The organism is Streptomyces sp. NPDC059452, assembly GCF_042750035.1.
Lineage (GTDB): Bacteria > Actinomycetota > Actinomycetes > Streptomycetales > Streptomycetaceae > Streptomyces.
The window spans coordinates 71,591-96,543 of the sequence record NZ_JBHYVE010000011.1; the positions used below are offsets into that span (position 1 = coordinate 71,591).

Genomic DNA, 24,953 nt, shown 5'->3' on the forward strand with positions numbered 1-24,953 from the left:
GGTGCGGTGGCTCTGCGGCGGCGGGTGCGGTGAGGTCTGCGGGGGTGGGGCCGGTGCCCCGGCCCGTACTCGCCGTCACGACGACGCTTCCGCCGCGGCGGACCCGTCGGGCGGATGTCGGGCGGATGGAGTACAGCTTATCGAAGGAAGGTTCTGTCGCGACATAGGGCGCACAGGAGGCGCACGATGCGTGTCGCCCGCCTCCTATGCGCTCTCCGCCCCGAAAAGAGGGCGGTTGAGCTGGGTTGTCACGGTTGACCGGGCCTGCCGGACCGGGCTGCCGCGACTGAGCTGAACCGAGCCGCCACGGCCGTCCGGACCGGGCCGTCGTGACTGACCGAGCCGGGCTACCCCGACCGTCCGGGCCGGGCCGGACCGGGCCGCCGTGACCGGCCAGGGTCAGGCGGCTGTGACCGGACAGGGCCAGGTCGTCATGACCGGCCCGGCCGAGGGCGACGACCCGGCCCGGCCGAGCTCGACGACCCGGCCCGGACAGGGCTCAGACGAGCCCGAGCTTCTGTGCCGCCGTGGCCGCGTCGACCGGGACGGTGACCGGCTGCGGGGCGCCCGCGACGGCCCAGTCGGGGTCCTTGAGGCCGTTGCCGGTGACCGTGCAGACGATGCGCTGGCCGGGGTCGACCTTGCCCTCCTCGGCGGCCTTCAGCAGACCGGCGACCGAGGCGGCCGACGCGGGCTCCACGAAGACGCCCTCCTGGGAGGCCAACAGCCGGTAGGCGGACAGGATCTGTCGGTCCGTCACCTCGTCGATGAATCCGCCCGATTCGTCCCGGGCGGCCAGGGCGTAGTCCCAGGAGGCCGGGTTGCCGATGCGGATCGCGGTGGCGATGGTGGACGGGTCCTTGACGACCTCGCCGCGCACGATGGGCGCGGAGCCGGAGGCCTGGAAGCCCCACATGCGCGGGGTGTGCGTGGAGACGCCGTCACCGGCGTACTCGCGGTACCCCTTCCAGTACGCGGTGATGTTGCCCGCGTTGCCGACCGGCAGGACGTGGATGTCGGGGGCGTCGCCGAGCGCGTCCACGATCTCGAACGCGGCGGTCTTCTGGCCCTCGATACGGACCGGGTTGACCGAATTGACCAGCGCCACCGGGTAGTTGTCCGAGAGCGAGCGGGCCAGGGTGAGGCAGTCGTCGAAGTTGCCGTCGACCTGGAGGATCTTGGCGCCGTGCACGAGCGCCTGGCCCATCTTGCCGAGGGCGATCTTGCCCTGCGGTACGAGGACGGCGCAGACCATTCCGGCCCGTACCGCGTACGCGGCGGCGGAGGCCGAGGTGTTGCCGGTGGAGGCACAGATGACGGCCTTCGCGCCCTCCTCCTTGGCCCGGGTGATGGCCATGGTCATGCCGCGGTCCTTGAACGAACCGGTGGGGTTGGCGCCCTCGACCTTGAGGTGCACCTCGCAGCCCGTGCGCTCGGAGAGGACCTGCGCCGGAACGAGCGGCGTACCGCCCTCACGAAGCGTGACGACCGGCGTCGTCGCCGTGACCGGAAGCCGGTCCCGGTACTCCTCGATGATGCCGCGCCACTGGTGGGTGCCCTTGCTGGTCATGGGTCCTTTACTCCCCTTCAACACGCATGATGCTGGCGACACCGCGCACGGTGTCGAGCTTGCGCAGCGCTTCGACGGTCCCGGAGAGGGCGGCGTCGGGCGCGCGGTGGGTGACGACGACGAGCGATGCCTCGCCGCCTCCATCTGGACGTCCTTGCTGGCGCACCGTATCGATGGATACGCCCTGCTCGGCGAAGACCGTCGCGACCTGGGCGAGTACACCCGGCTTGTCGGCCACGTCGAGGCTGATGTGGTAGCGCGTGACGACCTCGCCCATGGGGCTGACCGGCAGGCGCGTGTAGGCGGACTCACCGGGTCCGGTGGCCTCGCCCAGTTTGTTGCGGCAGACCGCGACCAGGTCCCCGAGGACCGCCGAGGCGGTCGGGGAGCCGCCGGCGCCGGGCCCGTAGAACATCAGCTGCCCGGCGGCCTCGGCCTCGACGAACACCGCGTTGTACGCCTCGCGGACGGAGGCCAGCGGGTGGCTGAGCGGGATCATCGCGGGGTGCACGCGGGCGGTGACGGAGGCCCCGTCGGCGGCCCGCTCGCAGATGGCCAGCAGCTTGACGGTGCAGCCCATCCGGCGGGCGGAGGCGATGTCGGCGGCGGTGACCTCGGTGATGCCCTCGCGGTGCACATCGCCGATCTTCACCCGGGTGTGGAAGGCGATCCCGGCGAGGATGGCGGCCTTCGCGGCGGCGTCGAAGCCCTCGACGTCGGCGGTCGGGTCGGCCTCGGCGTACCCGAGGGCGGTGGCCTCGTCGAGCGCCTCCGAGTACCCGGCGCCGCTGGTGTCCATCTTGTCGAGGATGAAGTTGGTCGTGCCGTTGACGATGCCGAGCACCCGGTTGACCTTGTCGCCCGCGAGCGACTCGCGCAGCGGCCGCACCAGCGGGATGGCCCCCGCGACGGCGGCCTCGTAGTACAGATCGCGGCCGTACTTCTCGGCGGCGGCGTGCAGGGCCGCGCCGTCCTCGGCGAGCAGCGCCTTGTTGGCGGAGACGACGCTCGCGCCGTTCTCGAAGGCGGTGGTGATGAGGGTGCGGGCCGGCTCGATGCCCCCGATGACCTCGACGACGACGTCGATGTCGCCGCGCTGCACGAGCGCGGTCGCGTCGGTGGTGATCAGTGCGGGGTCGATGCCCTCACGCACCTTCGAGGGGCGGCGGACGGCGACGCCGGCGAGCTCGACGGGCGCACCGATGCGCGCCGCGAGGTCGTCGGCGTGCGTCGTCATGATGCGCGCCACCTCTGAGCCGACCACTCCACAGCCCAGCAGCGCCACCTTCAGCGGACGCGTACGCATCATCCGACCTCGTTTCCTATACATGCTCATGTGTGGACCAGTCTCACTCACCGGACGGGCGTTTCTGACCCCCGTCCGGATCCTGAGATGACTATTTCATCAGCCGACATCGAGACGCAGGAGATCTTCCTCCGTCTCGCGCCGGACGATGACGCGTGCCTCTCCGTCCCGGACGGCGACGACCGGGGGGCGCAGGGCGTGGTTGTAGTTGCTCGCCATCGAGCGGCAGTACGCGCCGGTGGCGGGGACCGCGATCAGGTCCCCGGGTGCCAGGTCGGCGGGGAGGAACGCGTCCTTGACCACGATGTCCCCGCTCTCGCAGTGCTTGCCGACGACCCGGACGAGCATCGGCTCGGCATCCGAGGTGCGCGAGACGAGCGCCACGCTGTACTCGGCGTCGTACAGCGCGGTACGGATATTGTCCGACATTCCGCCGTCGACGCTGACATACGTGCGCAGCCCTTCGAGGGGCTTGATCGTGCCGACCTCGTACAGGGTGAACGCGGTGGGTCCGACGATGGCGCGCCCGGGCTCGACGGAGATCCGGGGCGTACGGAGCTTCGCGGCCTCGCACTCACGGGTGACGATGTCGCTGAGCGCCTTGGCGATGTCGTGCGGCTCGCGGGGGTCGTCCTCGGAGGTGTACGCGATGCCGAGGCCGCCGCCGAGGTCGATCTCGGGCAGCTCGATGCCGTGCTCGTCACGCACCTCGGCGAGCAGCTGCACCACACGCCGGGCGGAGACCTCGAACCCGGCCATGTCGAAGATCTGCGAGCCGATGTGCGAGTGGATGCCGATGAGTTCGAGCCCGTCGAGCGAGAGCGCGCGGCGCACGGCTTCGGCGGCCTGCCCGTCGGCGAGCGCGATGCCGAACTTCTGGTCCTCGTGGGCGGTGGCGATGAACTCGTGGGTGTGCGCCTCGACGCCGACGGTGACCCGGATCTGGACGCGCTGGCGGATGCCGTGGCGCTGGGCGATGTGGGCGACGCGGACGATCTCCTGGAAGGAGTCGAGCACGATCCGCCCGACCCCGGCCTGGATGGCCCGCTCGATCTCGGCGACGGTCTTGTTGTTGCCGTGGAAGGCGATGCGCTCGGCGGGCATACCGGCGTCGAGGGCGGTGGTCAGCTCGCCCCCGGAGCAGACATCGAGATTGAGCCCCTCCTCGTGGAGCCAGCGCACGACGGCGCGGGAGAGGAAGGCCTTCCCGGCGTAGAAGACATCGGCGTCCGGCCCGAAGGCGTCGGCCCAGGCCCGGCAGCGGGCGCGGAAGTCGCTCTCGTCGAGGAAGTAGGCGGGGGTGCCGAACTCCTCGGCGAGCCGGGCGACGGCGATCCCGCCGACGGTGAGGGCCCCGTCCGCGTCACGGGTGACGGTACGGGCCCAGACCTTCTCGTCCAGGACGTTGAGGTCGGCGGCGGGGGCGGAGTAGTGCCCCTCGGTCAGGACGTCGGCGTGACGGGGACCGGCGGGGTGTGCGGAGCGGCTCATGGTGAGGTCTCTCGGATTCTTCTTCGGATGCGTCAGAGATGCGCGGGCGCGCTGATACCGAGCAGGGACAGGCCGCCTGCCAGCACCGTCCCGGCGGCCTCGGCGAGGGCCAGCCGGGAGCGGTGGGCGGCCGAGGGTTTCTCGTCGCCGGAGGGCAGCGGCGGGCAGTGGTCGTGGAAGTCGAAGAAGGCGTGCGCGACGGCTTCCAGCTGCCGGGCGACCCGGTCGGGCGCGCGGTGACGGGCTGCGGCGAGGAGGACGCCGGGGTGGTCGGCGAGAAGATCGAGAAGGGGACGGGCGGCGGTTTCGGCGTACGGGGAGGGGGTGGGGCCCGTCTGCGCGTACGGGGACGGGGTGGGGCCCGTCTGCCCGTACGGGGCGGAGCCGGGCCCGGCGGTGCTTTCGTACGGAGCCGCGTCACCTTCGTACGGAGCCGTGTCAGGGCTTTCGTGCGGAGCTGCGTCAGGAGCGGACGTGAACCCGAGGGCGGCGGCGCCCCGGGTGAGCGCGCGGGCCCTGGCGTGGGCGTACCGGACGCGGAAGAGCGGGTTGGCCTCACCCTGGACGAGCAGCTCCCCCCCGAGCGGGGCCCGGTCATGCCCGGCGGGCCGCAGCAGCCCCCAGCGAGCGGCATCCGCACCGAGCCGCTCCACCAGCTCGGCGGCGGTGGCACCAGCGGGTACGGGGCGGATGAGGGCGGGCGGGGTGGGGGCGTCGTACGGGGCCGGGTCGAGCGGGGCCAAGGTGAGCGCGGCCGGAGGCGTTCCGTGCGCGTCGACGGTCGTGACGCCGAGGCGGGCCCACTCCGGGTCCGGGCCGCCCTCCCCCTCGCAGCCGACCCGGACCCGGGCGCCCTGGGCGGTCAGGAGCCGACGCACGGCATCGGCGGTGACGGCTGCGCGCACCTCCCGCGCATGGTGCAACCGGAAGGTCTCGCCCCGGAGCGCGTCCCCGTGTCCGTACGCGACCCCCCGTTCCCGTACGGCGTCGAGAACAGCCCGATCACGGTCGGCGGGTGCGTCCAGCGTGAAGCTCAGGAACCCGGGCCCGGTGATCTCGACCGGCCCGATCCCGGGCTCGGCGGCGACCCGTTCGCGCAGGATCCGGGCGACCTCCAGGGCGGGCAGCCCGGCGGGGCCGGCGAGCTGGAGCGCGACCGCGCAGGCGTAGTCGCCGCTGCCTCCGGGCCGGGTCCTCTCCACCCGCACGCGCGCGGGCACAGGCGCGCGCAGGGCGTTCTCGTCGACCGCGCGGCGCACGGCATGCAGCACGGTCCGGGAGAGATCGGCGGGGGTCACGGGACAAGCGTAGGGGAGGAAGAGGGGCACTCCGCGACCCGGTTTCGCCATCCGGTCAGCCGGTGGCGGTCCCCGCCCGCCCCACGCCGCTCCATCCGTCGGCCGTGGGCCGCTCCCCGCCGCCGGCCAGCCGACGCACCATCCGCACCAGCTCGCTCGGCTCGAACGGCTTCGCGAGGAACGCGTCGACCCCGGCCGCCACCCCCGCGTCCACCTCGTAGGGCGTACAGGCACTGATCACGGCGATGGGCACATGACGGGTGCGGGGGTCCGAGCGCAGTCCGGACGCGGTCTCCAGGCCGTCGAGGCGGGGCATCATCACGTCGAGGGTGATCACATCGGGGCGGACCCGGTGGACCAGGTCCAGGCACTCGACACCGTCGGCCGCGGTCACGACCTCGAAGCCCTCCAGCTCAAGGTTGACCCTGATCAACTGCCGGATGACCTTGTTGTCGTCGACAACAAGCACGCGGCCGTACACCCCTGACACCCTTCGAGAGTAGGTCGGCCCCGGCGACCGCGTCCGGCGTTTCCCCACTTCCGCCCCGGACGGGGGACGGGGCTGACGCGACGGAAATACCCGTTCACGGACACCCCGTCGGAGCTGGTAGTGTTTCACCCGTCGCAGAGCAACACCGCGATACGCCCCCGTAGCTCAGGGGATAGAGCATCGGCCTCCGGAGCCGGGTGCGCAGGTTCGAATCCTGCCGGGGGCACTTAGAGGATGGAACGGGGCTGGATTTTCTCCCGTTCGCTCCTTACAAGTGTCAAGATCGGGTGTCCGTACTTCGGTACGGACACCCGATTTTTTTGTGCCATGAGCGCCGGGATCATCACCCGTAGCACGAGCTCTTCGCGGGGACGGCTGTAGCGGGCTCCGAGGCTGAATGCGGTGCAGAGGCGTCGCTGCACCTCTTCCGGCACCAGCGCGAGATCCACGTCGAGACAGGGCAGCGTCGCTGGTCGGGTCGGCGGCGGGCTTCATCAGCTCGCAGGACGGCTTCGAGGGCCCTACGGAGAAAGGCTCCCCGGTCAGGGCCGAGCTTGTCGAGGCCTCGGAGCTGGAAGATGTGGGGGACTGCCGGGGCCTGGGAGGGGTCGGGGTAAGCCGGTGTTTCATACGGTCTTCAGCTCGGCGGGCTGGAACCGGGTGCGGGACTCTTTCGGTGAGGTAGCCGCACGGCGGTTTCCCTACGTTCCAGCCGCAGGGGTGGTGTGCTCGATGGAGCCGTCCCACGAGAGCTCCAGCAGGTGTTCGCCGAGGTGCTGCCATGGCGTGCAGCCATTCCAACATCTCGCGGATCAAGGCCCCTTGGCGTTGAGCCAAGGCGTGAGCATCATCGCCGCCGATGATGACGTACTCCACGACAACCATGGACGCTCGATCTCGAACGTGTCGTCAAGCCCACGGTATTGGTCGGCGGGCGGTCGCCGGGAACTCACAGCTCCAGTGACGCACGAGCCAGTAGCGAGCCACACCGCCGACCTCGTTCACGACGGCGCCGACCACGACAGCGGCCCCCGCGGACACCTCCTCCACGGCACCGCCCCCTATCCCCCCGCCAAGGGCGAAGCCGTCCTCGACAGTTTCACGGCACACCTCGAAGCCCTCGTGGCCCGAACGGAGATCTGCGAGACCTCACATGCCCCCGACCTGCCGGAAATCCCTCCTTGTCAGAGCCATCCCGTACGGTCGCCGGATAGCCGTTCAGCATGATCTACAAGTCAACCCACCCCCTACCATCCAACCCCGCCCAGAGAAACAGAACCCAGCCCCTTACCATAAATAACTTGACCCCACAAGAGGCACGCACAATGGAGGGAAGACCGGCGTACCCGAGGAATGGCTGTCCGCTGACGACAGCGCGGCGTACCTCAGCATCACCAAGGACACCATCTATGCCTGGATCGCGGCGAAGAGCATGCCTGCCCACAAGGTCGGCCGCCTATTGAAGTTCCAGGCCAGCAAGGTCAACGTGTGGGTGGGCAGCGTCGGTGCCGCCCACCCTGGCCAAGGGACGGCGGAGGGCCAACCATGGAAATGATCAATAACGTTACTTCCCTGCTCGGAGACGACCTCAGATCCGAGATCAGACGCGGCTCCAAGGTGCGCATTGCCGCGTCGACTTTCTCGATCTTCGCGTTCGAGGCCCTGCGTAAAGAGCTGGAGCACGTCAGTGAGCTTGAGTTCATCTTCACCTCACCCTCGTTCGTGACGGAGCAGGTTACGGACAAGCTCCGCAAGGAGCGCCGGGAGTTCTTCATCCCCGCCGGGCAGGCGGAGTCGAGCCTGTACGGTTCGGAGTTCGAGATCCGGCTACGCAACAAGCTCACCCAGCGGGCAATCGCGAAGGAGTGCGCCGACTGGGTCCGCCGCAAGGTCACGTTCCGGTCGAATGCCACCGGCAACCCGATGCAGCCCCTCGCCGCGGTCGACGACAGCGCGGCCTACTTCCCGATCCAGGGGTTCACGACCGCCGACCTCGGCTACGAGCGGGGACCCGCCGTGTCGAACATGGTGACGAAGTTCGAGGGTGCTCAGGAGGCCCGCAACTTCCTCGACCTGTTCGACCAGATCTGGCACAACCCCGAGCAGCTTGACGACGTCACCGACACGGTCCACGACCACATCGCCAGCGTGTACGCGGAGAACTCGCCGGCACGCATCTACTTCCTGATCCTCTACAACCTGTTCGCCGAGTTCCTCGAAGAGATCAACGAGGACGTCCTCCCGAACGACCGCACGGGCTACCAGGACACGAAAATCTGGAACAGCCTCTACAACTTCCAGCACGACGCGGCGACGGGAATCATCAACAAGCTGGAAACCTACAACGGCTGCATCCTCGCCGACAGTGTGGGCCTCGGGAAGACCTTCACCGCGCTCGCCGTGATCAAGTACTACGAGCTGCGCAACAAGTCGGTACTGGTGCTGTGCCCGAAGAAGCTCGCGGAAAACTGGACCAACTACAACGCGAACCTCACGACAAACATCTTCGCGTTCGACCGGTTCAACTACGACGTCCTCGCCCACACCGACCTGTCCCGCACCCGCGGCGAGTCCCTCGGCCTCAGGCTGGACCGGATCAACTGGGGCAACTACGACCTGGTCGTCATCGACGAGTCGCACAACTTCCGAAACGCCGACTATGCCGAGGAAAGGGAGTCGCGCTACCAGCGACTCATGCGGCGGGTCCTTCGCGAGGGAGTGAAGACGAAGGTTCTGATGCTGTCGGCAACCCCGGTGAACAACCGATTCAACGACCTCAAAAATCAGCTCCAGCTCGCCTACGAGGGGGAATCGGAGAACCTCGCTCAGCACCTGAACCTCTCCACCACGGTCGAGAAGGTCTTCAGCGATGCCCAGCGCGTGTTCAACGAGTGGTCGAAGCTGACTCCAGAGGAGCGCACTGCAGACCGCATCCTCCATATGCTTGACTTCGACTTCTTCGAACTCCTCGACTCCGTGACGATCGCCCGCTCCCGGAAGCACATCCAAGCGTTTTACGACACCACCGAGATAGGTGTGTTCCCCAAGCGGATGACACCGAAGTCCATCCAGGAGCCGCTGACCGACCTTCCCGACGTGACGGGCTTCAACGACATCTTCGAGCAGCTCCAGGCGCTCACCCTCGCCGTCTACACACCGCTGGCGTACGTGTTCCCCAGCCGGCTCGCCAAGTACGAAGATCTCTACAACGTCACGACCGGCAACGCCCGGTCCAACCTCGGCCAACGCGGCCGGGAGCAGGGCCTCAAGAAGCTCATGACGGTGAACCTCCTAAAGCGCCTGGAGAGTTCAGTCGACGCGTTCCGGCTGACCGTCGAGAAGATGGAGGTCGGTGTCGGACGGACGCTGGGCACCATTGACTCCCACAACGGCTCCCTCACAGAATGGGTTGCCGACCTGACAGGCCTCGCCCAGGACATGGACTCTGAGGAGGAGGCGAATATCGAGGCTCTCTCCTTCGGAGAGAAGATCAAAATCGACCTCGCCGACATCGACACCGAGTCATGGCAGAGGGACTTGCACATCGACCGCGACATCCTAAGCGGATTGCTCCACGAGATGCGCAAGGTCACCCCCGAGCACGACCTCAAGCTCCAGGCCCTCAAGCGCCTCATCGCGGAGAAGGCCACCTACCCCATCAATCCGGGTAATCGCAAAGTACTGGTTTTCTCCGCGTTCGCCGACACTGCCAGCTATCTCTACCGCGAACTCGCCCCCGCTCTCGCCAAGGCCGGCCTGGATACCGCACTCATCACGGGCGGAGGGACCGCCTCGAAGACGACGCTCGGCACGGGACTCGACTTCCAGCAGGTGATGTCGCTGTTCTCGCCGCACTCGAAGCAGCGTGACCTCACCATGCCAGGCGAGACTCGCGAGCTGGACGTCCTCATCGGCACCGACGTCATCAGCGAGGGCCAGAACCTCCAGGACTGCGACTACCTGGTCAACTACGACATCCACTGGAACCCGGTCCGGATCATCCAGCGCTTCGGCCGCATCGACCGTATCGGCTCCACCAACACACAGATCCAGTTGGTAAATTTCTGGCCCGACATCTCCCTCGACGAGTACATCAACCTCAAGGAGCGCGTCGAGAACCGCATGGTCATCGCCGACCTGTCGAGCACTGCCGACGACAATGTCCTCACCCTGGAGAGCAACGATGCCGCGTTCCGCAAGGAACAACTCCGCAAGCTCCAGGACGAGGTCATCGAGCTCGAAGACGTCCGGACCGGGATCTCCATCACCGACCTCGGCCTGAACGACTTCCGAATGGACCTACTCGGCTACATCAAGGAGCACGGCGACCTCGCCACCACGCCCAAGGGCCTCCACGCCGTCGTCCCCGCGGACCCGTCCAAGGGCCTGAAGCCCGGCGCGATCTTCGCTCTGCGCAACGTGAACACCAACAACGACATCAACCGCGGCAACCGGCTCCACCCCCACTACCTCGTCTACCTGGACAACGACGGCAACGTCATCGCCGACCACACCGAGGCCAAGCACCTCCTCGATCTCCTCCGCGCAGGCTGCCGCCCCCACGACGAACCCATCACCGACGTCGTCCATTCCTTCAACTCCGCCACCCGCGAGGGCGCGGACATGGGAAAGTACTCCGAACTGCTCACCGACGCGATCCATTCAATGATCGACATCACCGAGGAGCGGGACATCGACAGCCTGTTCACGGCTGGACACACCACCGCCCTCACACAAGCCATCGCCGGCCTCGACGACTTCGAGCTCATCGCCTTCATCGCCGTCGTTGACCCCGCCGAGACGGTGGTGGCCGATGCCTGATCCCACCGTGGACGTGCTCTACCAGTGGCCGTCGGCCGCCAGGTTCGACAGGCGGGTACCCAAAGAGAAGTTCTACGAGCACGGCACCGTCCCCCCTCCCGTGCGGGAGAAGTTCGTAGCCGAGGTCCAGCGCATCACCTGGGCCTACAAGCTCGCCGAGGCAACGATCAACCTCACCGGCGACGCCGCCATCCCCGAAGTGCAGATCTTCCAGATCGAGGCCAAGAACGATGACGTCTCCGAGCCGGTGCTGACCGCGATCGACAAGGCCGTTCGGACACCCGTCATCTTCGAGATCACCTGCGGCGGCGACCGAAGCGTACGAATGGCAGCCGCGCACAAGCGGGCTTCCACCGGCGCCCAGAAAGTGAGTACCTACTACTCGACCAGCTGGCAGCCTGCCGGAACGAAACGGCACCCCCTCCCCACCGCAATCACCCTCCCCGCTCTGTACACGGCGCTCCTGGAGCCGCTGGCACCCGTGACGGTGCGGCCGGGCGAGGACGTGTCGGTGGTGGCGGCCAGAATGGAAGCCATGCAGAGGCTGGAACGTGAGATAGCCACGCTGGAGCGCAAGCTCCGCACGGAACAACAGTTCAACCGCAAGGTAGAGCTGCACCGAGCATTGAAGACCAAGCAAGCCGAACTGGAACAGCAGAGGTAACCCATGGAGAAACTGCGTATGACGTCGTCCGATCTCACCGACTCCAACATCGACAAGCTCGCCGAGCTGTTCCCGACCGTCGTCACCGAGACTCTCGACGCTGACGGCAACCCCAAGCGGGCCATCGACTTCGACCTCCTGCGCCAGGAGCTCTCGGACCATGTAGTCGAGGGCCCGAAGGAGCGCTATCAGCTCAACTGGCCAGGCAAGCGGGCAGCGGCGTTCGCCGCCAACAAACCGATCGCGAAGACGCTGCGTCCCCTTCGCGAGGAGTCGGTGGACTTCGACAGCACGAAAAATCTCTTCATCGAGGGTGACAACCTCGATGCGCTGAAGCTACTCCAAGAGTCTTACCTCGGCAAAGTCAAGGTCATCTACATCGACCCTCCTTACAACACCGGAAACGACTTCGTGTACCGCGACGAGTTCGCGGAGTCGACGAGCACGTATTTGCGGCGGTCCGGTCAGACCGACGACGCGGGCGCTCGTCTCCACGTGAACCCGGAGTCCAATGGAAGATTTCACTCTGACTGGCTCAGCATGATCTATCCGCGGCTGGTACTCGCACGAAACCTGCTGGCCGACGACGGGGTCCTGATCATGTCGATCGACGACACCGAAATGGCGAATTTGCGCGAGGTCGCCAATCTGGCGTTCGGTGAACGGAATTACATTGCGACCGTCGTTTGGCAGGGGGGTCGCAAAAACGACTCTCGCTACGTCTCGGTCGGACATGACTACTTGCTGATCTACGCGCGAAACGAGGCACGCCTTCAGGAGCTCGGGGTTCGATGGCGAGAGCGAAAGACCGGTGTCGACGAGGCATTGGCCGCAGGGCGCGAGGCATGGACCGAGAGCGGTCACGATGCCGTGGCAGCAACGTCCATCTACCGTGCATGGCTCTCAAAGCAGTCGGACATTACTGCCTCCGTAACACGTTTCAAGAACATCGACGACACCGGCCGCATCTACAACGCGGACAAGGACCTCGGTTGGCCGGGAGGGGGCGGACCGCGTTTCGAGGTGCTCCACCCGGTCACGGGCAAGCCGGTCTCGATCCCTAGCACTGGGTGGAGGTTCACCGAAGCCAGGCTCAAGGAGGAGATCGAAGCCGGCCTAGTCGAGTTCGGGCAGGACGAGAAGAAGATTCCGCGGGGGAAGACCTTTCTCCAAGAGCTGGATGTTCAAGTCGCCGAGTCGGTCTTCACTCAGATCCGAACGACTGCTTCGCAACGTCTGGCGCGCCTGATCGGACCTGGCGTCTTCGAGTACCCCAAGGATGAGTACGTCCTGGCGAGGTGGTTCGACGTCGTGACGGGATCGGACCGGGATGCCCTGGTCATGGACTTCTTCGCGGGGTCCGGCTCCGCCGCGCATGCAGTGATGCACCTGAACTCGATCGACGGCGGGTCTCGGCGTTTCATCGTGGTTCAACTCGACGAGGAGACGCCGGAGAAGTCCGGTGCCCGTGAGGCCGGCTTCACTCAGATCGGGCAGATTGCTCGCGAACGGATTCGGCAGGCAGGCCTGAAGCTCCGCGAGGAGACGGACACGGCTGGAGACCGTCTCGATATCGGTTTCAGGACGCTCCGCATCGACTCTTCCAACATGGCAGACGTTCTGCGCTCACCTGACGACACCGACCAACTCCAGCTGGACGAGCTGGAGCACAGCATCAAGCCTGGGCGGTCCGGCGAGGACCTACTTTTCCAAGTCCTGCTGAACTGGGGTCTGGAGATCTCCACACCGATCGCTGTCGAGAGGGTCGAAGGCTACGAGGTCTTTGTGGTGGAGGACGATGTCCTGATTGCCTGCTTCGATGACAACGTGAGCCCCGATCTCGTACGGTTGCTTGCCAAGCGAGAGCCGCTACGCGCGGTCTTCCGCGACTCCGGCTTTGACTCGGATGCTGCCCGTATTAACGCTGAGCAAATCTTCCGTGAGCTCTCGCCGACTACAGACGTGAAGGCGATTTGATCCGGATGAAACTTCAGTTCAAGACCCAGCAGTACCAGACCGACGCCGTCGAATCCGTGGTCAAGGTATTCACTGGGCAGCCCAAGCACGACGGCATCCCCTACCGAATCGACCCCGGAAAGTCGGGTTTTCGCTCGCACCCCACGCTGAACGAGGCAGACCAGACACCGGATTCGGGTCTGCGGAACGCCGACATCATGCTCACCGGTGCTCAGTTGCTGAACAACGTGCACGGGGTGCAGCGTTCCCGGAATCTGCCGCTGTCCGCCAAGTTGGTGGACAGCAAAGCGGCACCCGGCGCTCCGAATATTGACGTCGAGATGGAGACAGGCACAGGAAAGACCTATGTCTACATCAAGACCATCATGGAGATGCACAAGCGCTACGGATGGTCGAAGTACATCATCGTTGTTCCCTCGGTAGCGATCCGCGAGGGCGTGAAGAAGACGTTCGACGTGACGGCGGAGCACTTCCAGCAGCATTTCGGGACCAAGCCGCGTTCGTTCATCTACAACTCGTCGAAGCTGCACGAGCTGGAGAGGTTCAGCTCTGATGCCGGCGTGCAGGTGATGATCATCAATATCCAGGCGTTCAACGCCACGGGAAGAGACAACCGTCGCATCTACGACGAGTTGGATGACTTCCAGTCGCGCCGCCCGATCGATGTGATCAGCGCGAACCGGCCTGTCGTGATCATCGACGAACCACAGAAGATCGGTGCTGCGAAGTCCCTCGAAGCTCTGTCGAGATTCAAAGGCTTGATGGTGCTGCGGTACTCGGCGACCCACAAGGTCGAGCACACCAAGGTGCACCGTCTCGACGCGGTGGACGCGTACAACCAGAAGCTGGTCAAGAAGATCGCCGTCCGCGGCATTACGGTCAAGGGACTCGCCGGATCCAGCGCGTACCTGTATCTCGAAGCGATCGAGATCGCCAAGGGTGCGAAGCCCCGTGCTCGGGTCGAGATCGAGGTGCAAACGAAGAGCGGGGCAATCAAGCGCCAGGTAAAGCGGCTTGACCTGGGTGCCAACCTGCACGACATCTCCAGCGGGCTCGAGGCGTACAAGGGCCTCTTCATCACGGAGATCGACGCCACCCGCGACGTCATCGAGCTGAGCAACGGCGACGTCGTCTCTGCCGGCCAGCTGGCCGACCTCGATGTGACCGAGGAGACGAAGCGGCGCATCCAGATCCGTGAGGTCGTCCGTGCCCACATCGACAAGGAGCGCGAACTGTTCAGCCAGGGCATCAAGGTGCTCTCGCTGTTCTTCATCGACGAGGTCGCGAAGTACCGCGACTACGACCGTGAGGACACCCTCGGCGACTACGCCCGGATGTTCGAGGAGGAGTACGCGGCGATCCGCGACGAGGTGCTCGGTGAATTGGAGCTCGACGAGGCCGACGCCACGTACCGGCATTACCTGCGCCGCGACAAGGTCCGGGCCGTGCACGAGGGCTACTTCTCCATCGACAAGAAGTCCAAGCGGCAGGTCGACGGCAAGATCAGTGCCCGCGGCGAGGAGAAGGGGCAGTCCACCGACTCCGACGCATACGATCTGATCCTCAAGGACAAAGAACGCCTGCTGTCCTTCGACGAACCCGTGCGGTTCCTCTTCTCCCACTCGGCGCTGCGGGAGGGCTGGGACAACCCCAATGTGTTCGTGATGGGGATGCTCAAGAAGAGCGACAACACCGTCTCGCGCCGCCAGGAGATCGGTCGCGGTCTGCGGCTGTCGGTCGACCAGTACGGCGAGCGGATGGACAACCCGGTCACCGTGCACGACATCAACGAGCTGACCGTCGTAACCGACGAGTCCTACTCGAACTTCGTCGCCGGGCTCCAGAAGGAGATCTCTGAGTCCTTGACTGCACGTCCGCGCAAGGCGAGCGTGAAGTTCTTCACGGGCAAGACCATCCAGACCTCAGATGGCGAGCGAGTGGTCGATGAGGCGCTCGCGCAGGCGACGTACAAGTACCTCGTAAGGAATGACTACCTCAACGAGGACGACACTCTCTCCGCTGCCTACAAGGAGTCGAGGGACGCCGGCACCCTCGCCGAGCCAACCTCCGAGCTGCTCAAACCGCTCATCAAGTCCATTGTGCCGCTCGTCGACACGCTGGACCTCGCCCTGCCGGAGCCGCAGGACGACCGCAAGCCGAAGAAGATCCCTCTCAACAAAGCAAACTTCGAGAAGCGGGAGTTCCAGGAACTCTGGAGCCGGATCAACCACAAGGCCGTCTACCAGGTCGAGTTCGACTCCCAGGAGCTGATCCGTAAGTGCGTCGCCGCGCTCGACCAGCATCTCCACGTCGCTCCGACGCAGTACGTCGTACAGGCTGGCCGACAGAGCGAACGGCTCGAAGCCGACCAGCTGGCCAGCGGCACGGGGTTCGCCGTCACCAGCACAGAGACTCACAACGAGACAGCGACTGCAGGCTCACAGGTGAAATACGACCTGCTGGGTGACATCACCGCCCGTACACAGCTCACCCGGCGCGCGGCTGCGGCGATCCTGCGTGCGGTCGCGCCAGGTACGTTCGCGAAGTTCCGGCTCAATCCTGAGCAGTTCCTCGCCGAAGCTGCCCGGCTCATCAACGAGCAGAAGGCGACCGTCATCGTCGAACACCTCACGTACGACATTCTGGAAGACCGCTTCGACTCGGCGATCTTCACGGCGAACCAGACGAAGCAGGTCTTGAAGAGCAGCGACGCAAAGCTCTCCAAGCACATCTACGACTACATCGTCACCGACTCAAATATCGAACGTGAGTTTGTTTCCGAGCTGGAGGCCAGCACCGAGGTCGTGGTGTACGCGAAGCTCCCCCGGGGCTTCTCCATCCCGACCCCGGTCGGGAGCTACAACCCCGACTGGGCGATCGCATTTGCCGATGGCAGCGCCAAGCGCATGTACTTCGTCGCGGAGACCAAGGGTTCTCTCGAGTCCATGCAGTTGAAGGGAATCGAGGATGCCAAGATCCAGTGCGCCCGCAAGTTCTTCGCCTCGTTGAACGAGAAGAACGGCAAGGACGTGACCTACGGCGTCGTCACCAGCTACGGCGACCTGATGCAGATCGTCAAGGTGTAGGAATGTGGGGCGCCGCAGGCCACCCAGCAGGCGGCGCCCACACCCGGGTAGGTCACGCATTTACTCATCGCGGCCCCGCCCACCATCCACCTCGTCGCCCCACAAATCTCAGTACGCTTCGCTCCGCGAGTTTTGGCCGCCGCCACCCATGATGGCGACGGTGGCACCGGAGGACACCCCAGCAACCGCCACCGTCCAGGCGGCCGCCAGTGCAGCGACGCGACGAGACACCCTGGTTCCGGCGGATACGACGGCAGGAGCGGCAGGAGCGGCAGGAAGCGTGGGCTTGTCGGCGGGCTTGGGAGGGATCATGACAGCAGACTCCTGAGGTATGGGACCGCCCGGGGCGAGTGAAGCTGTTTCGGAGCTCGTCGCAACCGAGCGCGGGTGGGACCTGAACCCGTCAGCCCCCAGCCGCAGCCGACCGTCAGCGCATGGAGCTCAGCCACTACGCCGCACCAGCCGCCTCGGCACGACGCAGTATCTGAAGCTCAGAAGTGGTGACACGTAGGGTATTTCCGCTCCACCGGGCACGCGCGGGACAGCACCACTGACACAGCCCCAGACAAGCTGCCTACCTGGGGCAGAGACGCTGCCCCCGAGAAGCGGAGCAAGAAACCGGCTTGGTTCACCGTGCCAGGTGACGACGAGCACGTCCCGGGTACGGGAGGCCGGGACGAAGAACAGAGACCGTGCCCAGCGGTCGTTCCGGTCCTGGTAGCCGTTGCCCAGAATCAGGTCGTGGCGCGGGCCGCCCTCTCCTCCCGCCCGTTCGTCCTCGACGAGTTCGAGCAGGTCATCCCACAACTGACTTAGCTCGTCACGCTGTCAGGTACGGGAAGTTGATACAGTGGGGATTGGAACTGTGCCTCGCCGTAGGCCAGTTTGCTGAACGTCATCTCCTGCACATGCACGCGCGTTCCTTTCCCGTGTCTCACCTCGCCGACCGGCATTCTGCCGCATTCGGGCCCGGCAGCGGCCGGAATCTGCTGTGGTTGGGTCGACGGCCGCTCCACCGCAGCGCCAGGAATCCGCACACCAGGGCTGGACCGCTCTGCCGGTCCTGCGGTCACAGGCCTTCTCACCCATCAGTCGCGTCAGACATCGCCGACGCTTTCGGCTCACATCCCAACCCGCACCGAATGAGAAACCCGCCTTCTGGGCGGTCACATTGAAACCGACATGAAAACAGGCAAAGGCGGCCTCCGCAGCCGGGTGCACAGGTTCGAATCCGGAAAGGAAGCAGGGACATGACCGACTGGCAGTTGCGCGAGAGCTTTTCCAGTACCTCCGGCACGGTCCGCTGGGACCGGCTGGGGCCCGGGGGCGGGGAGCCCGTCGTGCTGCTGCACGGGACGCCGTTCTCCTCCTTCGTCTGGCGGGAGGTGGCCCAGGCCCTGGCGCAGCAGTACCGGGTGTTCGTCTGGGACATGCCGGGGTACGGCGCCTCGGCGAAGACCCAGGGGCAGGACGTCTCCCTGGACGCGCAGGGCCGGGTCTTCACGCAGTTGCTGGGCCACTGGGGGCTGGCGGACCCGGCCGTGATCGCCCATGACTTCGGCGGCGCCGTCGCTCTGCGGGCCCATCTGCTGCACGGGGCCGCCTACCGCGGGCTGGCCCTGGTCGATCCCGTCGCCCTGGCTCCCTGGGGTTCGCCGTTCTTCCGGCTGGTGGGGCGCAACAGCGAGGTCTTCGAACAGTTGCCGCCCGCCCTGCACCGCGCGCTGGTCCGGGAGTACGTGGGCTCGGCGAGCTTTCCCGGGCTGCGGTCCGATGTGGCCGACCGGCTGGTCGTCCCCTGGTCGGACGAGGCGGGCCAGGCCGCCTTCTACCGGCAGATCGCCCAGGCCGATCAGCGGTACACCGACGAGGTACAGGGTCTGTACCCGGAGCTCGAACTCCCGGTCGCCGTCTGCTGGGGCGCGGAGGACACCTGGATCCCGGTGGCCAAGGCCCATGAGCTGGCCTCCCTCGTTCCGGGTGCCTCCCTCACCGTGATCCCGGACGCCGGGCACCTCGTGCCGCTGGACGCCCCGGCCACTCTGACCGCCTCGCTCCTGGCCTTCCTCCGCGAACTGCCCTGACGCGCCACGGGACTCGGGGCTTTCACCTGGGCCGGTGTCGGCCGGTGCCGTCGGGGCTCCTCGGATGTGAAGGCCGTGGCCCCGGCCGTGCGTGAAACGTGACGGAACCGGGCAGAGTGACGGGGACTTGTGAGGGGCGACGGCGGGGGGCCGTTATGGAGTCCAGTGACCGGTACGGGTTCGGTGCGGCTGTTCCGCCTCCGCCCTCGGAGCCGCCCTCCTTCGGGCCTCCCCCGCCGCCGCCCTCAGGGCCATCAGGGCCGCCGGATGCCGGACCGCCGCCCTCCGGCCCGCCCTCGTTCGGGCCTCCCCCGCCTCCCTCCGGTGCGCCGGACGTCGGGCCGCCGCCTCCCGGGGCCGGGTTGCGGGCCGTTGCGGCCGGGGTGCTCAATCTGAGTGGGCTGGGGATCGGTTACGCCCTGTTGGGGCGCTGGGGGCGGGCCATTGCGTGTTGGGTCGCTACGGGGGTGCTGCTGTTCGTGGCGTTGCCCGCCGATCCGGACGGGGTGCCCGCGCGCGTGGTCGCCGTATATCTCTTCCTGCTCGTGCTCGCCGCCGCCGACGGGGCCCGGATCGCTCTGCGGTCGGCCGTCGGCGGGTCGTGGCGGCCGGTGGTGGCGGCCGGGCTGGGGGTCGTGCTGCTGGCCGCGCCGGCCGGTGGGGTGGTGGCGTACGGGGCCGCGCGGGACGAGGCCCGGGAGCAGATGCTGCTGGATCGGCTGGAGGACGGGGACCGGAGGGTGGCCGCCGCGTCGCCGCAGCCGTTCGGGACGGCGAAGGCCCAGTACGAGAGGGCGCTCGGCATCTACGGCACGCTCGGCAAGGACCACCCGGACTCCCGGGCGGCCAAGCTCCTCCCGGACCGGCTGAAGGCGTACTACGACGCGGTCTCGGCTCCGTACACCGAGAAGCAGCACTGCAAGGCCGTCGAGCCGCTGACGTATCTGCGGGGTCTGCCGGGCTCGGTGGACAGGGAGTTGCTGGGCGAGCTCGCCGCCTGGCCCGACGAACCGCTCGCCGAATCGCTCTACGGGTGCGGGGTCTCGCGCCTGGGCAGGACCGGCGGGGGCTCCTCGGAGTTCGGTGAGCTGTTGCGTACGTTCCCCGAGTCCGCGCCCGCTCGGCAGGTGGCCCCGGCGATCGGCGGCCGGATCGACGGTCAGGTGGCGGAGGTGAAGGGCGGCGAGCCCTGTGCGGCCACCGAGGCCCTGCGCGACCTCCGTACGACGGTCACCGCCCTCCCCGCCGAGCACGTGCCGGGGCTGAGCACCAGGGCGGGCAAGGGGATCCAGGACGGGGAGTACGCCTGCGGGGTCGCCCAGTTCAAGGAGGAGAAGTTCCACCAGGCCCGGCTGACGCTGGACAGTTTCGCCCGGTCCTACAAGAGCGACGGGCGGGCCGCGCAGGCCCGGAAGATCGCCACCGCCGCCGAGATAGCCGGCCACCGGCCTGCGGCGGGCAAGCGGCTGCCGCCCTCGGGCAACCCCGGTGGGCCCCGGATGGAGCTCGTCATCAGCAACGACGCGCCCAACGCGGTCGAGGTGCTCTACACCGGCCCGGTCACCGGCACCGTCACGCTGAAGCCCTGCGGCGACTGCAAGCGCTACAGCGCGTCGGCCGGTCCCCGGCTCGCCTGCAAGGCCAGCGGCCGGAACTACCCGAAGGCGCGCCTCCAACTGCCCGCGGGCGACTACCACTTCCTCTACAAGCACGGTACGGGCGCGTCGTCCCGGGTGGACAGTTACGCGGCGGGGTCGAAGGTCCAGCCCGGGTACACGTACACGAGCTGCACCTATGTCGTCGAGCGCAGCCTGCTGGAGCCCGGCCTGCCGGGTATACCCCGTCTGCCCGACCTGTCCGACCTCGTCAAGCCCGCCTCGCTCAGCCCTTCTCGCGCGGGCTCTTCTCGATGACCCGTCCGTCCAGGTCCGCGGTGAGGAAGGCGCCGCCGTACTTGTCGGAGACGTAGACGCGCAGCACCGGGCGGTCGCCGTGGAAGGGTGACGACGGGTCCACGATCACGTAACTGCTCTCCGGCTGCGTGACGTTGAGGGTCGTCCTGGCCGCCTTGAGCAGGGCGGGCAGGGCATCCCAGTCGACGGAGTCCAGGTCGACCGGCTGGTCGCCGGACATGAGCGTGCCGCCCATGTCGTCGTTCTTGGCCTGCCCGTCCCGGTAGCTGAACCGGTCGTAGAGGCGGGAGTTGGACTTCAGCGGTGCCTGGGCGGAGGCGTGCTTGTCGTAGAGGGTGAAGTCGGTGACCTTCGTCCCGCCCATCAGGGGCTTCAGCGCGGCGATGGCCTGCCGTGCCCCGTCCGGGGTGAGGAGGTCGGTGGCGGCCTCCGCCCCGTCGTCGCCGTCGCTGTCGCCGTCGTCGTCGCCGTCCGTCCCGGGCTTCTCGTCGTCCACGACCGGTCGGCCCCCGGCGGTGGGCGGTGAGGCGCTGCGGTCGTTCGCGGGGGCGCTGGCCGTGGTGTCGGGGCGGTCGCTCCCCTTCGCGCTGTCGTCGCTGCCGCCTCTGAAGTACGACGGGTCGATCATCCAGAAGACGCCCACCAGCACCGCCGCCGAGACGATGGTCCCCAGCGTGCTGATCACCCGGGTCCGGCGCAGGAGGCGGTGTCTGCGCTCCTCGTCGTCGGTGACCGTCGGGGAGGTGGTCGGGACCGTGGCCGGGGATGCCGTCGGGGGCGTGGCGGGGGATGCGTACGGGTTGTTCGCGTATGGGTTGCGTGATGCGTCGACCGGGGTCGGGAAGGCCGACGGGTGGCCGAAACTGGTCGGTGGGTGGGCCGGCTGCGCGGGGGACGGCGAGGGAGGCGTGTCGGTGGGCGGGGGCGAGCCGTACGCGCTCCTGGGGTCGGGGGTGGGCTGTACGGGAGTGGGCTGTACGGGGGTGGGCTGTGCCGGAGTGGGCTGTGCGGGAGTGGCCGCCGGCCTCGCCGCCTCCGCCAGCATCCGGTCCAGGGTCGCGGCGTCCGGGCGGGCCGGGATGTCCCGGGTCAGGAGTGCGGTCAGGACGGGCGTCAGCGCTCCGGCCCGTACCGGCGGGGGGACCTCCTCGTCGAGCACCGCCGCCAGGGTGGCCAGCGTGGTGGCCTTGCGCAGCGGGTGGTGGCCCTCGACGGCGACGTACAGCATCATGCCGAGCGACCAGAGGTCCGAGGACGGATCGCCCTCGGTGCCCCGGATGCGCTCGGGGGCTATGTAGTCGGGCGAGCCGATGAGGGCGCCCGTCATCGTGAGGCTCGTCGACTCGCGGATCGCGGCGATGCCGAAGTCCGTGAGGACCGGGCGGCCGTCGGTGCGCAGCAGGACGTTGGCGGGCTTGACGTCACGGTGCTGGATACCGGAGGCGTGGGCGGCGTTCAGGGCGGAGAGGATGCCGCGCCCCAGTTCGGCGGCGTCGGCCGGGTCCATGGGCCCTTCGGCCAGCCGGTCCTGGAGGGAGGAGCCGGCCACCAGCTCCATCACGATCCAGGGGTAGCCATCCTCGCCGGGGTCGACGATGTGGTGGACGGTGACCACGTTCGGGTGGTCGAGGCGGGCCAGCGCGCGGGCCTCGCGCAGGACCCGGGCGCGCAGGGTGCGGGCACCCTCGGGGTCGTACTCCGCGAGCGCCGGGTCCGGGGGCCGTACCTCCTTGAGGGCGACATCGCGATGGAGGGCCTCGTCGTGGGCCCGCCAGACCATGCCCATGCCGCCGCTGCCGAGCCGCTCCACCAGGGTGAAGCGGCCGTCGATCACCCGTCCCGAGGGGGCCTCTGCGCTCATGCGCCGTAGCGTACGGGGGACGTACGACAGAGGGCAGCCGGGGCCGGGGATCGGTACGCGGCAGCCCCCTGCGGAGCGGGTCAGGCCGAGGCGCGTTTGCGGGAGGAGGCCGCCGTCTTCTTCGTGGTGCTCCGGCCGCCGGACGACGACGTCCGCTTCTTCGCCGAGGATGCCGAGGACGCCGAGGATGCCGAGGTCGCCGAGGACGTTCCGGAGGAGCCTTTGGAAGCGTCAGAAGAAGACGTCGACTTGGACGCGGTCTTCTTCTGGGTCCTCTTCTTGGCGGTGCCGGACGAGGAGGCGGCGGAAGACGTGGAGGACGTCGAGGCCGTGGACTTCTTCGTGCCGGTCGATTTGGGCGTGGACGCGGACTTCCGCTGTGCCGTCTTCGTCTTCTTCTTTATGGGGTGGACGTCCGCCATGTCTCCTTCCTCGTCGCCCTCCCCCTCGCCCCGGGACTTCTTCGCGGCGCGGACGCTGTTCTCCAGGGCCGCGATCAGGTCGATGACCTTGCCGCCACCGGAGTCCTCGGATGTCGCCGTGGGCACCGCCTCGCCGGAGGCCTTCGCGGCGATGAGCGCCTCGACCGCCTCCCGGTAGTCGTCGTGGAGGCCGGCCATGTCGACTTCGCCGAGGGTGTCCATCAGGGCGTCCGCCAGATCGAGTTCGGCGTCGCGGACGGTGACGTCGGTCTCCGGAGCGACGCCCTCGGGGGCGCGGATCTCGTCGGGCCAGAGCAGGCCGTGCATCGCGATCACGTCGTCCACGACCCGGAGCATGCCGAGCCGTTCGCGGCCGCGCAGGGCGTACTTGGCGACGGCCACCTTGTTGCTGCGCTTGAGGGCCTCGCGCAGCAGGGTGTACGGCTTGGCCGCCGGGACCCCGTTGGCGGAGAGGTAGTACGCCGCGTCCATCTGGAGCGGGTCGATCTCGTCGGCGGGCACGAAGGCGACGATCTCGATGGTCTTGGCGGTGGGCAGCGGGAGCTGGGCGAGATCCTCGTCGGTGATCGGGATCATCGTGCCGTCGGCGTCCTCGTAGGCCTTGCCGATCTCGCCGCCGGACACCTCCTCCTCGTCCAGCTCACAGACCTTGCGGTACCGGATCCGGCCACCGTCGGCGAGGTGGATCTGCCGGAAGTGGATCGCGTGGTTCTCGGTGGCGTTGACCAGCTTGATCGGGATGCTGACCAGCCCGAAGGAGATCGCGCCGTTCCATATGGACCTCACCGTTCACCCCTTTTGGCCGTTACAGATGTTCTGGGCGGCTTTCATGCGATTCGTGTGACTCTTATCGTATGACGCCGATCACGGAGGTGGAGGGGCGGCGCCTCTCGCTCAGCAACCTCGACAAGGTGCTGTATCCGGCCACCGGGACCACCAAGGGCGAGGTGCTGCACTACTACGCGGCCACGGCGGCGGGCGCGATCCTGCCCCATCTGCGCGACCGCCCGCTCTCCTTCCTGCGCTATCCGGACGGGCCGGAGGGGCAGGTCTTCTTCACCAAGAACCCGCCGCCCGGTACACCCGACTGGGTGCGCACCGCCCCCGTGCCGCACAGCGAGGACCCGGCCGCCCGCCAGGTGGTGGTCCAGGAGCTGCCCGCGCTGATGTGGGCGGCCAACCTGGTGGTGGAGTTCCACACCCCGCAGTGGCGCGCCCAGGCCCCGGGGACCGCCGACCGGATGGTCTTCGACCTGGATCCCGGCGCCCCCGCCACCGTCGTGGAGTGCTGTGCGGTGGCGCTGTGGCTGCGGGAGCGGCTCGCCTCCGACGGCCTGTCGGCGTACGGGAAGACGTCCGGCTCCAAGGGGCTGCATCTGCTCGTCCCGCTGGAGCCGACGCCGTCGGCCGAGGTGTCGGCGTACGCGAAAGGGCTCGCGGTGGAGGCGGAGAGCGCCCTGCCGGAACTGGCCCTGCACCGGATGAAGCGCGCCCTGCGGCCGGGGAAGGTCTTCGTGGACTTCAGCCAGAACTCCGCGTCGAAGACCACCGCCATCCCCTACACCCTGCGGGCCCGGGCCGAGCCCACCGTCTCCGCCCCGCTCACCTGGGACGAGATCGCGGACTGCCGGACACCGGAGGCGCTGGTCTTCCGCGCGGACGACATGGCCGTACGGCTGGAGCGGTACGGGGATCTGCTCGGGCCCCTGCTCGACCCGGACCGGGCCCGGCCGCTGCCCGTCGGTTCACGCTGATTCGCTCTGATCCACGGTGCTGCCCAGCCGATTCCTCCGCCGGTCCACGCCGGTCCACGCCGATCGACACCGCTTCCCCGCCGCTTCCACGCCGATTCCCTGCCGCTTCCACGCCGATTCCCTGCCGAATCCGGCCGATTCCCCGCCGATTCACAGAGGGCTCACAGCTTCTCCTGCCGCCATCCAGTCATGACA

Annotated in this window: 15 protein-coding genes and 1 tRNA gene; 9 read left to right on the forward strand and 7 right to left on the reverse strand. The window is 67.6% G+C overall.

The window, feature by feature from the left end; translation table 11 throughout:
* Positions 1–499: 499 nt before the first annotated feature.
* The 5 genes from thrC to ACFW9Z_RS16825 form a co-directional block, all read right to left on the reverse strand.
* A complete protein-coding gene (thrC, locus tag ACFW9Z_RS16805; protein WP_384640735.1) occupies positions 500–1,570 on the reverse strand; it encodes a threonine synthase in 1,071 nt (356 codons plus the stop codon).
* A gap of 7 nt (positions 1,571–1,577) precedes the next feature.
* The gene (locus ACFW9Z_RS16810) at positions 1,578–2,879 is read right to left on the reverse strand and encodes a homoserine dehydrogenase (protein WP_029182243.1); all 1,302 of its coding nucleotides are present in this window, start codon (positions 2,877–2,879) and stop codon (positions 1,578–1,580) included.
* 96 nt (positions 2,880–2,975) lie between these two features.
* Positions 2,976–4,367 carry a diaminopimelate decarboxylase gene (gene lysA, locus ACFW9Z_RS16815; protein WP_384640738.1) on the reverse strand — a complete coding sequence of 464 codons (1,392 nt, stop codon included), beginning with the start codon at positions 4,365–4,367 and terminating at the stop codon, positions 2,976–2,978.
* A 32-nt stretch (positions 4,368–4,399) separates the two neighbouring features.
* The gene (nrtL, locus tag ACFW9Z_RS16820) at positions 4,400–5,665 is read right to left on the reverse strand and encodes an ArgS-related anticodon-binding protein NrtL (RefSeq protein WP_384640741.1); all 1,266 of its coding nucleotides are present in this window, start codon (positions 5,663–5,665) and stop codon (positions 4,400–4,402) included.
* Between the two features lie 55 nt (positions 5,666–5,720).
* On the reverse strand, positions 5,721–6,155 hold the full coding sequence (locus ACFW9Z_RS16825; protein ID WP_384640744.1) for a PleD family two-component system response regulator: 435 nt from the start codon (positions 6,153–6,155) through the stop codon (positions 5,721–5,723).
* Positions 6,156–6,309: 154 nt separating this feature from the next.
* On the opposite strand from ACFW9Z_RS16825, the gene ACFW9Z_RS16830 reads away from it, so the two are divergent.
* From ACFW9Z_RS16830 to ACFW9Z_RS16865, 8 genes are all read left to right on the forward strand, one after another.
* Positions 6,310–6,381: transfer RNA gene (locus ACFW9Z_RS16830), tRNA-Arg, on the forward strand.
* A 1,131-nt stretch (positions 6,382–7,512) separates the two neighbouring features.
* Positions 7,513–7,710 carry an excisionase family DNA-binding protein gene (locus tag ACFW9Z_RS16835; RefSeq protein WP_384641122.1) on the forward strand — a complete coding sequence of 66 codons (198 nt, stop codon included), beginning with the start codon at positions 7,513–7,515 and terminating at the stop codon, positions 7,708–7,710.
* Entirely contained in the window at positions 7,701–10,976 is a 3,276-nt protein-coding gene (locus ACFW9Z_RS16840) for a helicase-related protein (protein ID WP_384640748.1), read from the forward strand. Before ACFW9Z_RS16835 ends, ACFW9Z_RS16840 begins: the two co-directional genes overlap by 10 nt.
* A complete protein-coding gene (locus ACFW9Z_RS16845) occupies positions 10,969–11,640 on the forward strand; it encodes a DUF4391 domain-containing protein (protein WP_384640751.1) in 672 nt (223 codons plus the stop codon). The genes ACFW9Z_RS16840 and ACFW9Z_RS16845 overlap by 8 nt, the downstream gene beginning before the upstream one ends.
* 18 nt (positions 11,641–11,658) lie before the next feature.
* Positions 11,659–13,617, forward strand: coding sequence for a site-specific DNA-methyltransferase (locus ACFW9Z_RS16850; protein WP_384640754.1), 1,959 nt, complete (start codon positions 11,659–11,661; stop codon positions 13,615–13,617).
* A 5-nt stretch (positions 13,618–13,622) separates the two neighbouring features.
* Positions 13,623–16,703, forward strand: coding sequence for a type III restriction-modification system endonuclease (locus tag ACFW9Z_RS16855; RefSeq protein ID WP_384640756.1), 3,081 nt, complete (start codon positions 13,623–13,625; stop codon positions 16,701–16,703).
* Positions 16,704–17,953: 1,250 nt separating this feature from the next.
* Positions 17,954–18,787 carry an alpha/beta fold hydrolase gene (locus ACFW9Z_RS16860; protein ID WP_384640759.1) on the forward strand — a complete coding sequence of 278 codons (834 nt, stop codon included), beginning with the start codon at positions 17,954–17,956 and terminating at the stop codon, positions 18,785–18,787.
* 155 nt (positions 18,788–18,942) lie between these two features.
* Entirely contained in the window at positions 18,943–20,700 is a 1,758-nt protein-coding gene (locus ACFW9Z_RS16865; RefSeq protein ID WP_384640762.1) for a hypothetical protein, read from the forward strand.
* On the opposite strand, the gene ACFW9Z_RS16870 is transcribed toward ACFW9Z_RS16865, so the two are convergent.
* Positions 20,669–22,561 carry a protein kinase gene (locus ACFW9Z_RS16870; RefSeq protein ID WP_384640764.1) on the reverse strand — a complete coding sequence of 631 codons (1,893 nt, stop codon included), beginning with the start codon at positions 22,559–22,561 and terminating at the stop codon, positions 20,669–20,671. The two genes, ACFW9Z_RS16865 and ACFW9Z_RS16870, sit on opposite strands and share 32 nt — an antisense overlap.
* Positions 22,562–22,641: 80 nt before the next feature.
* Positions 22,642–23,790: a Ku protein gene (locus ACFW9Z_RS16875; RefSeq protein WP_384640767.1), complete on the reverse strand. Its 1,149-nt coding sequence runs from the start codon at positions 23,788–23,790 to the stop codon at positions 22,642–22,644.
* A gap of 68 nt (positions 23,791–23,858) precedes the next feature.
* Here ACFW9Z_RS16875 and ligD point away from each other — a divergent pair, with 68 nt between their 5' ends.
* Complete coding sequence (ligD, locus tag ACFW9Z_RS16880) at positions 23,859–24,758, forward strand: non-homologous end-joining DNA ligase (RefSeq protein ID WP_384640770.1); 900 nt, start codon at positions 23,859–23,861, stop codon at positions 24,756–24,758.
* The last annotated feature ends 195 nt before the right edge of the window (positions 24,759–24,953 follow it).

Bases quoted from the DNA above. Each gene is read 5' to 3' on its own strand.
- ACFW9Z_RS16810 (WP_029182243.1), bottom strand. From the start codon at position 2,879: ATGATGCGTACGCGTCCGCTGAAGGTGGCGCTGCTGGGCTGTGGAGTG.
- ACFW9Z_RS16845 (WP_384640751.1), top strand. From the start codon at position 10,969: ATGCCTGATCCCACCGTGGACGTGCTCTACCAGTGGCCGTCGGCCGCC.
- ACFW9Z_RS16870 (WP_384640764.1), bottom strand. From the start codon at position 22,561: ATGAGCGCAGAGGCCCCCTCGGGACGGGTGATCGACGGCCGCTTCACC.
- thrC (WP_384640735.1), bottom strand. From the start codon at position 1,570: ATGACCAGCAAGGGCACCCACCAGTGGCGCGGCATCATCGAGGAGTAC.
- ACFW9Z_RS16850 (WP_384640754.1), top strand. From the start codon at position 11,659: ATGACGTCGTCCGATCTCACCGACTCCAACATCGACAAGCTCGCCGAG.
- ACFW9Z_RS16860 (WP_384640759.1), top strand. From the start codon at position 17,954: ATGACCGACTGGCAGTTGCGCGAGAGCTTTTCCAGTACCTCCGGCACG.
- ligD (WP_384640770.1), top strand. From the start codon at position 23,859: ATGACGCCGATCACGGAGGTGGAGGGGCGGCGCCTCTCGCTCAGCAAC.
- ACFW9Z_RS16840 (WP_384640748.1), top strand. From the start codon at position 7,701: ATGGAAATGATCAATAACGTTACTTCCCTGCTCGGAGACGACCTCAGA.
- lysA (WP_384640738.1), bottom strand. From the start codon at position 4,367: ATGAGCCGCTCCGCACACCCCGCCGGTCCCCGTCACGCCGACGTCCTG.
- ACFW9Z_RS16865 (WP_384640762.1), top strand. From the start codon at position 18,943: ATGGAGTCCAGTGACCGGTACGGGTTCGGTGCGGCTGTTCCGCCTCCG.
- ACFW9Z_RS16855 (WP_384640756.1), top strand. From the start codon at position 13,623: ATGAAACTTCAGTTCAAGACCCAGCAGTACCAGACCGACGCCGTCGAA.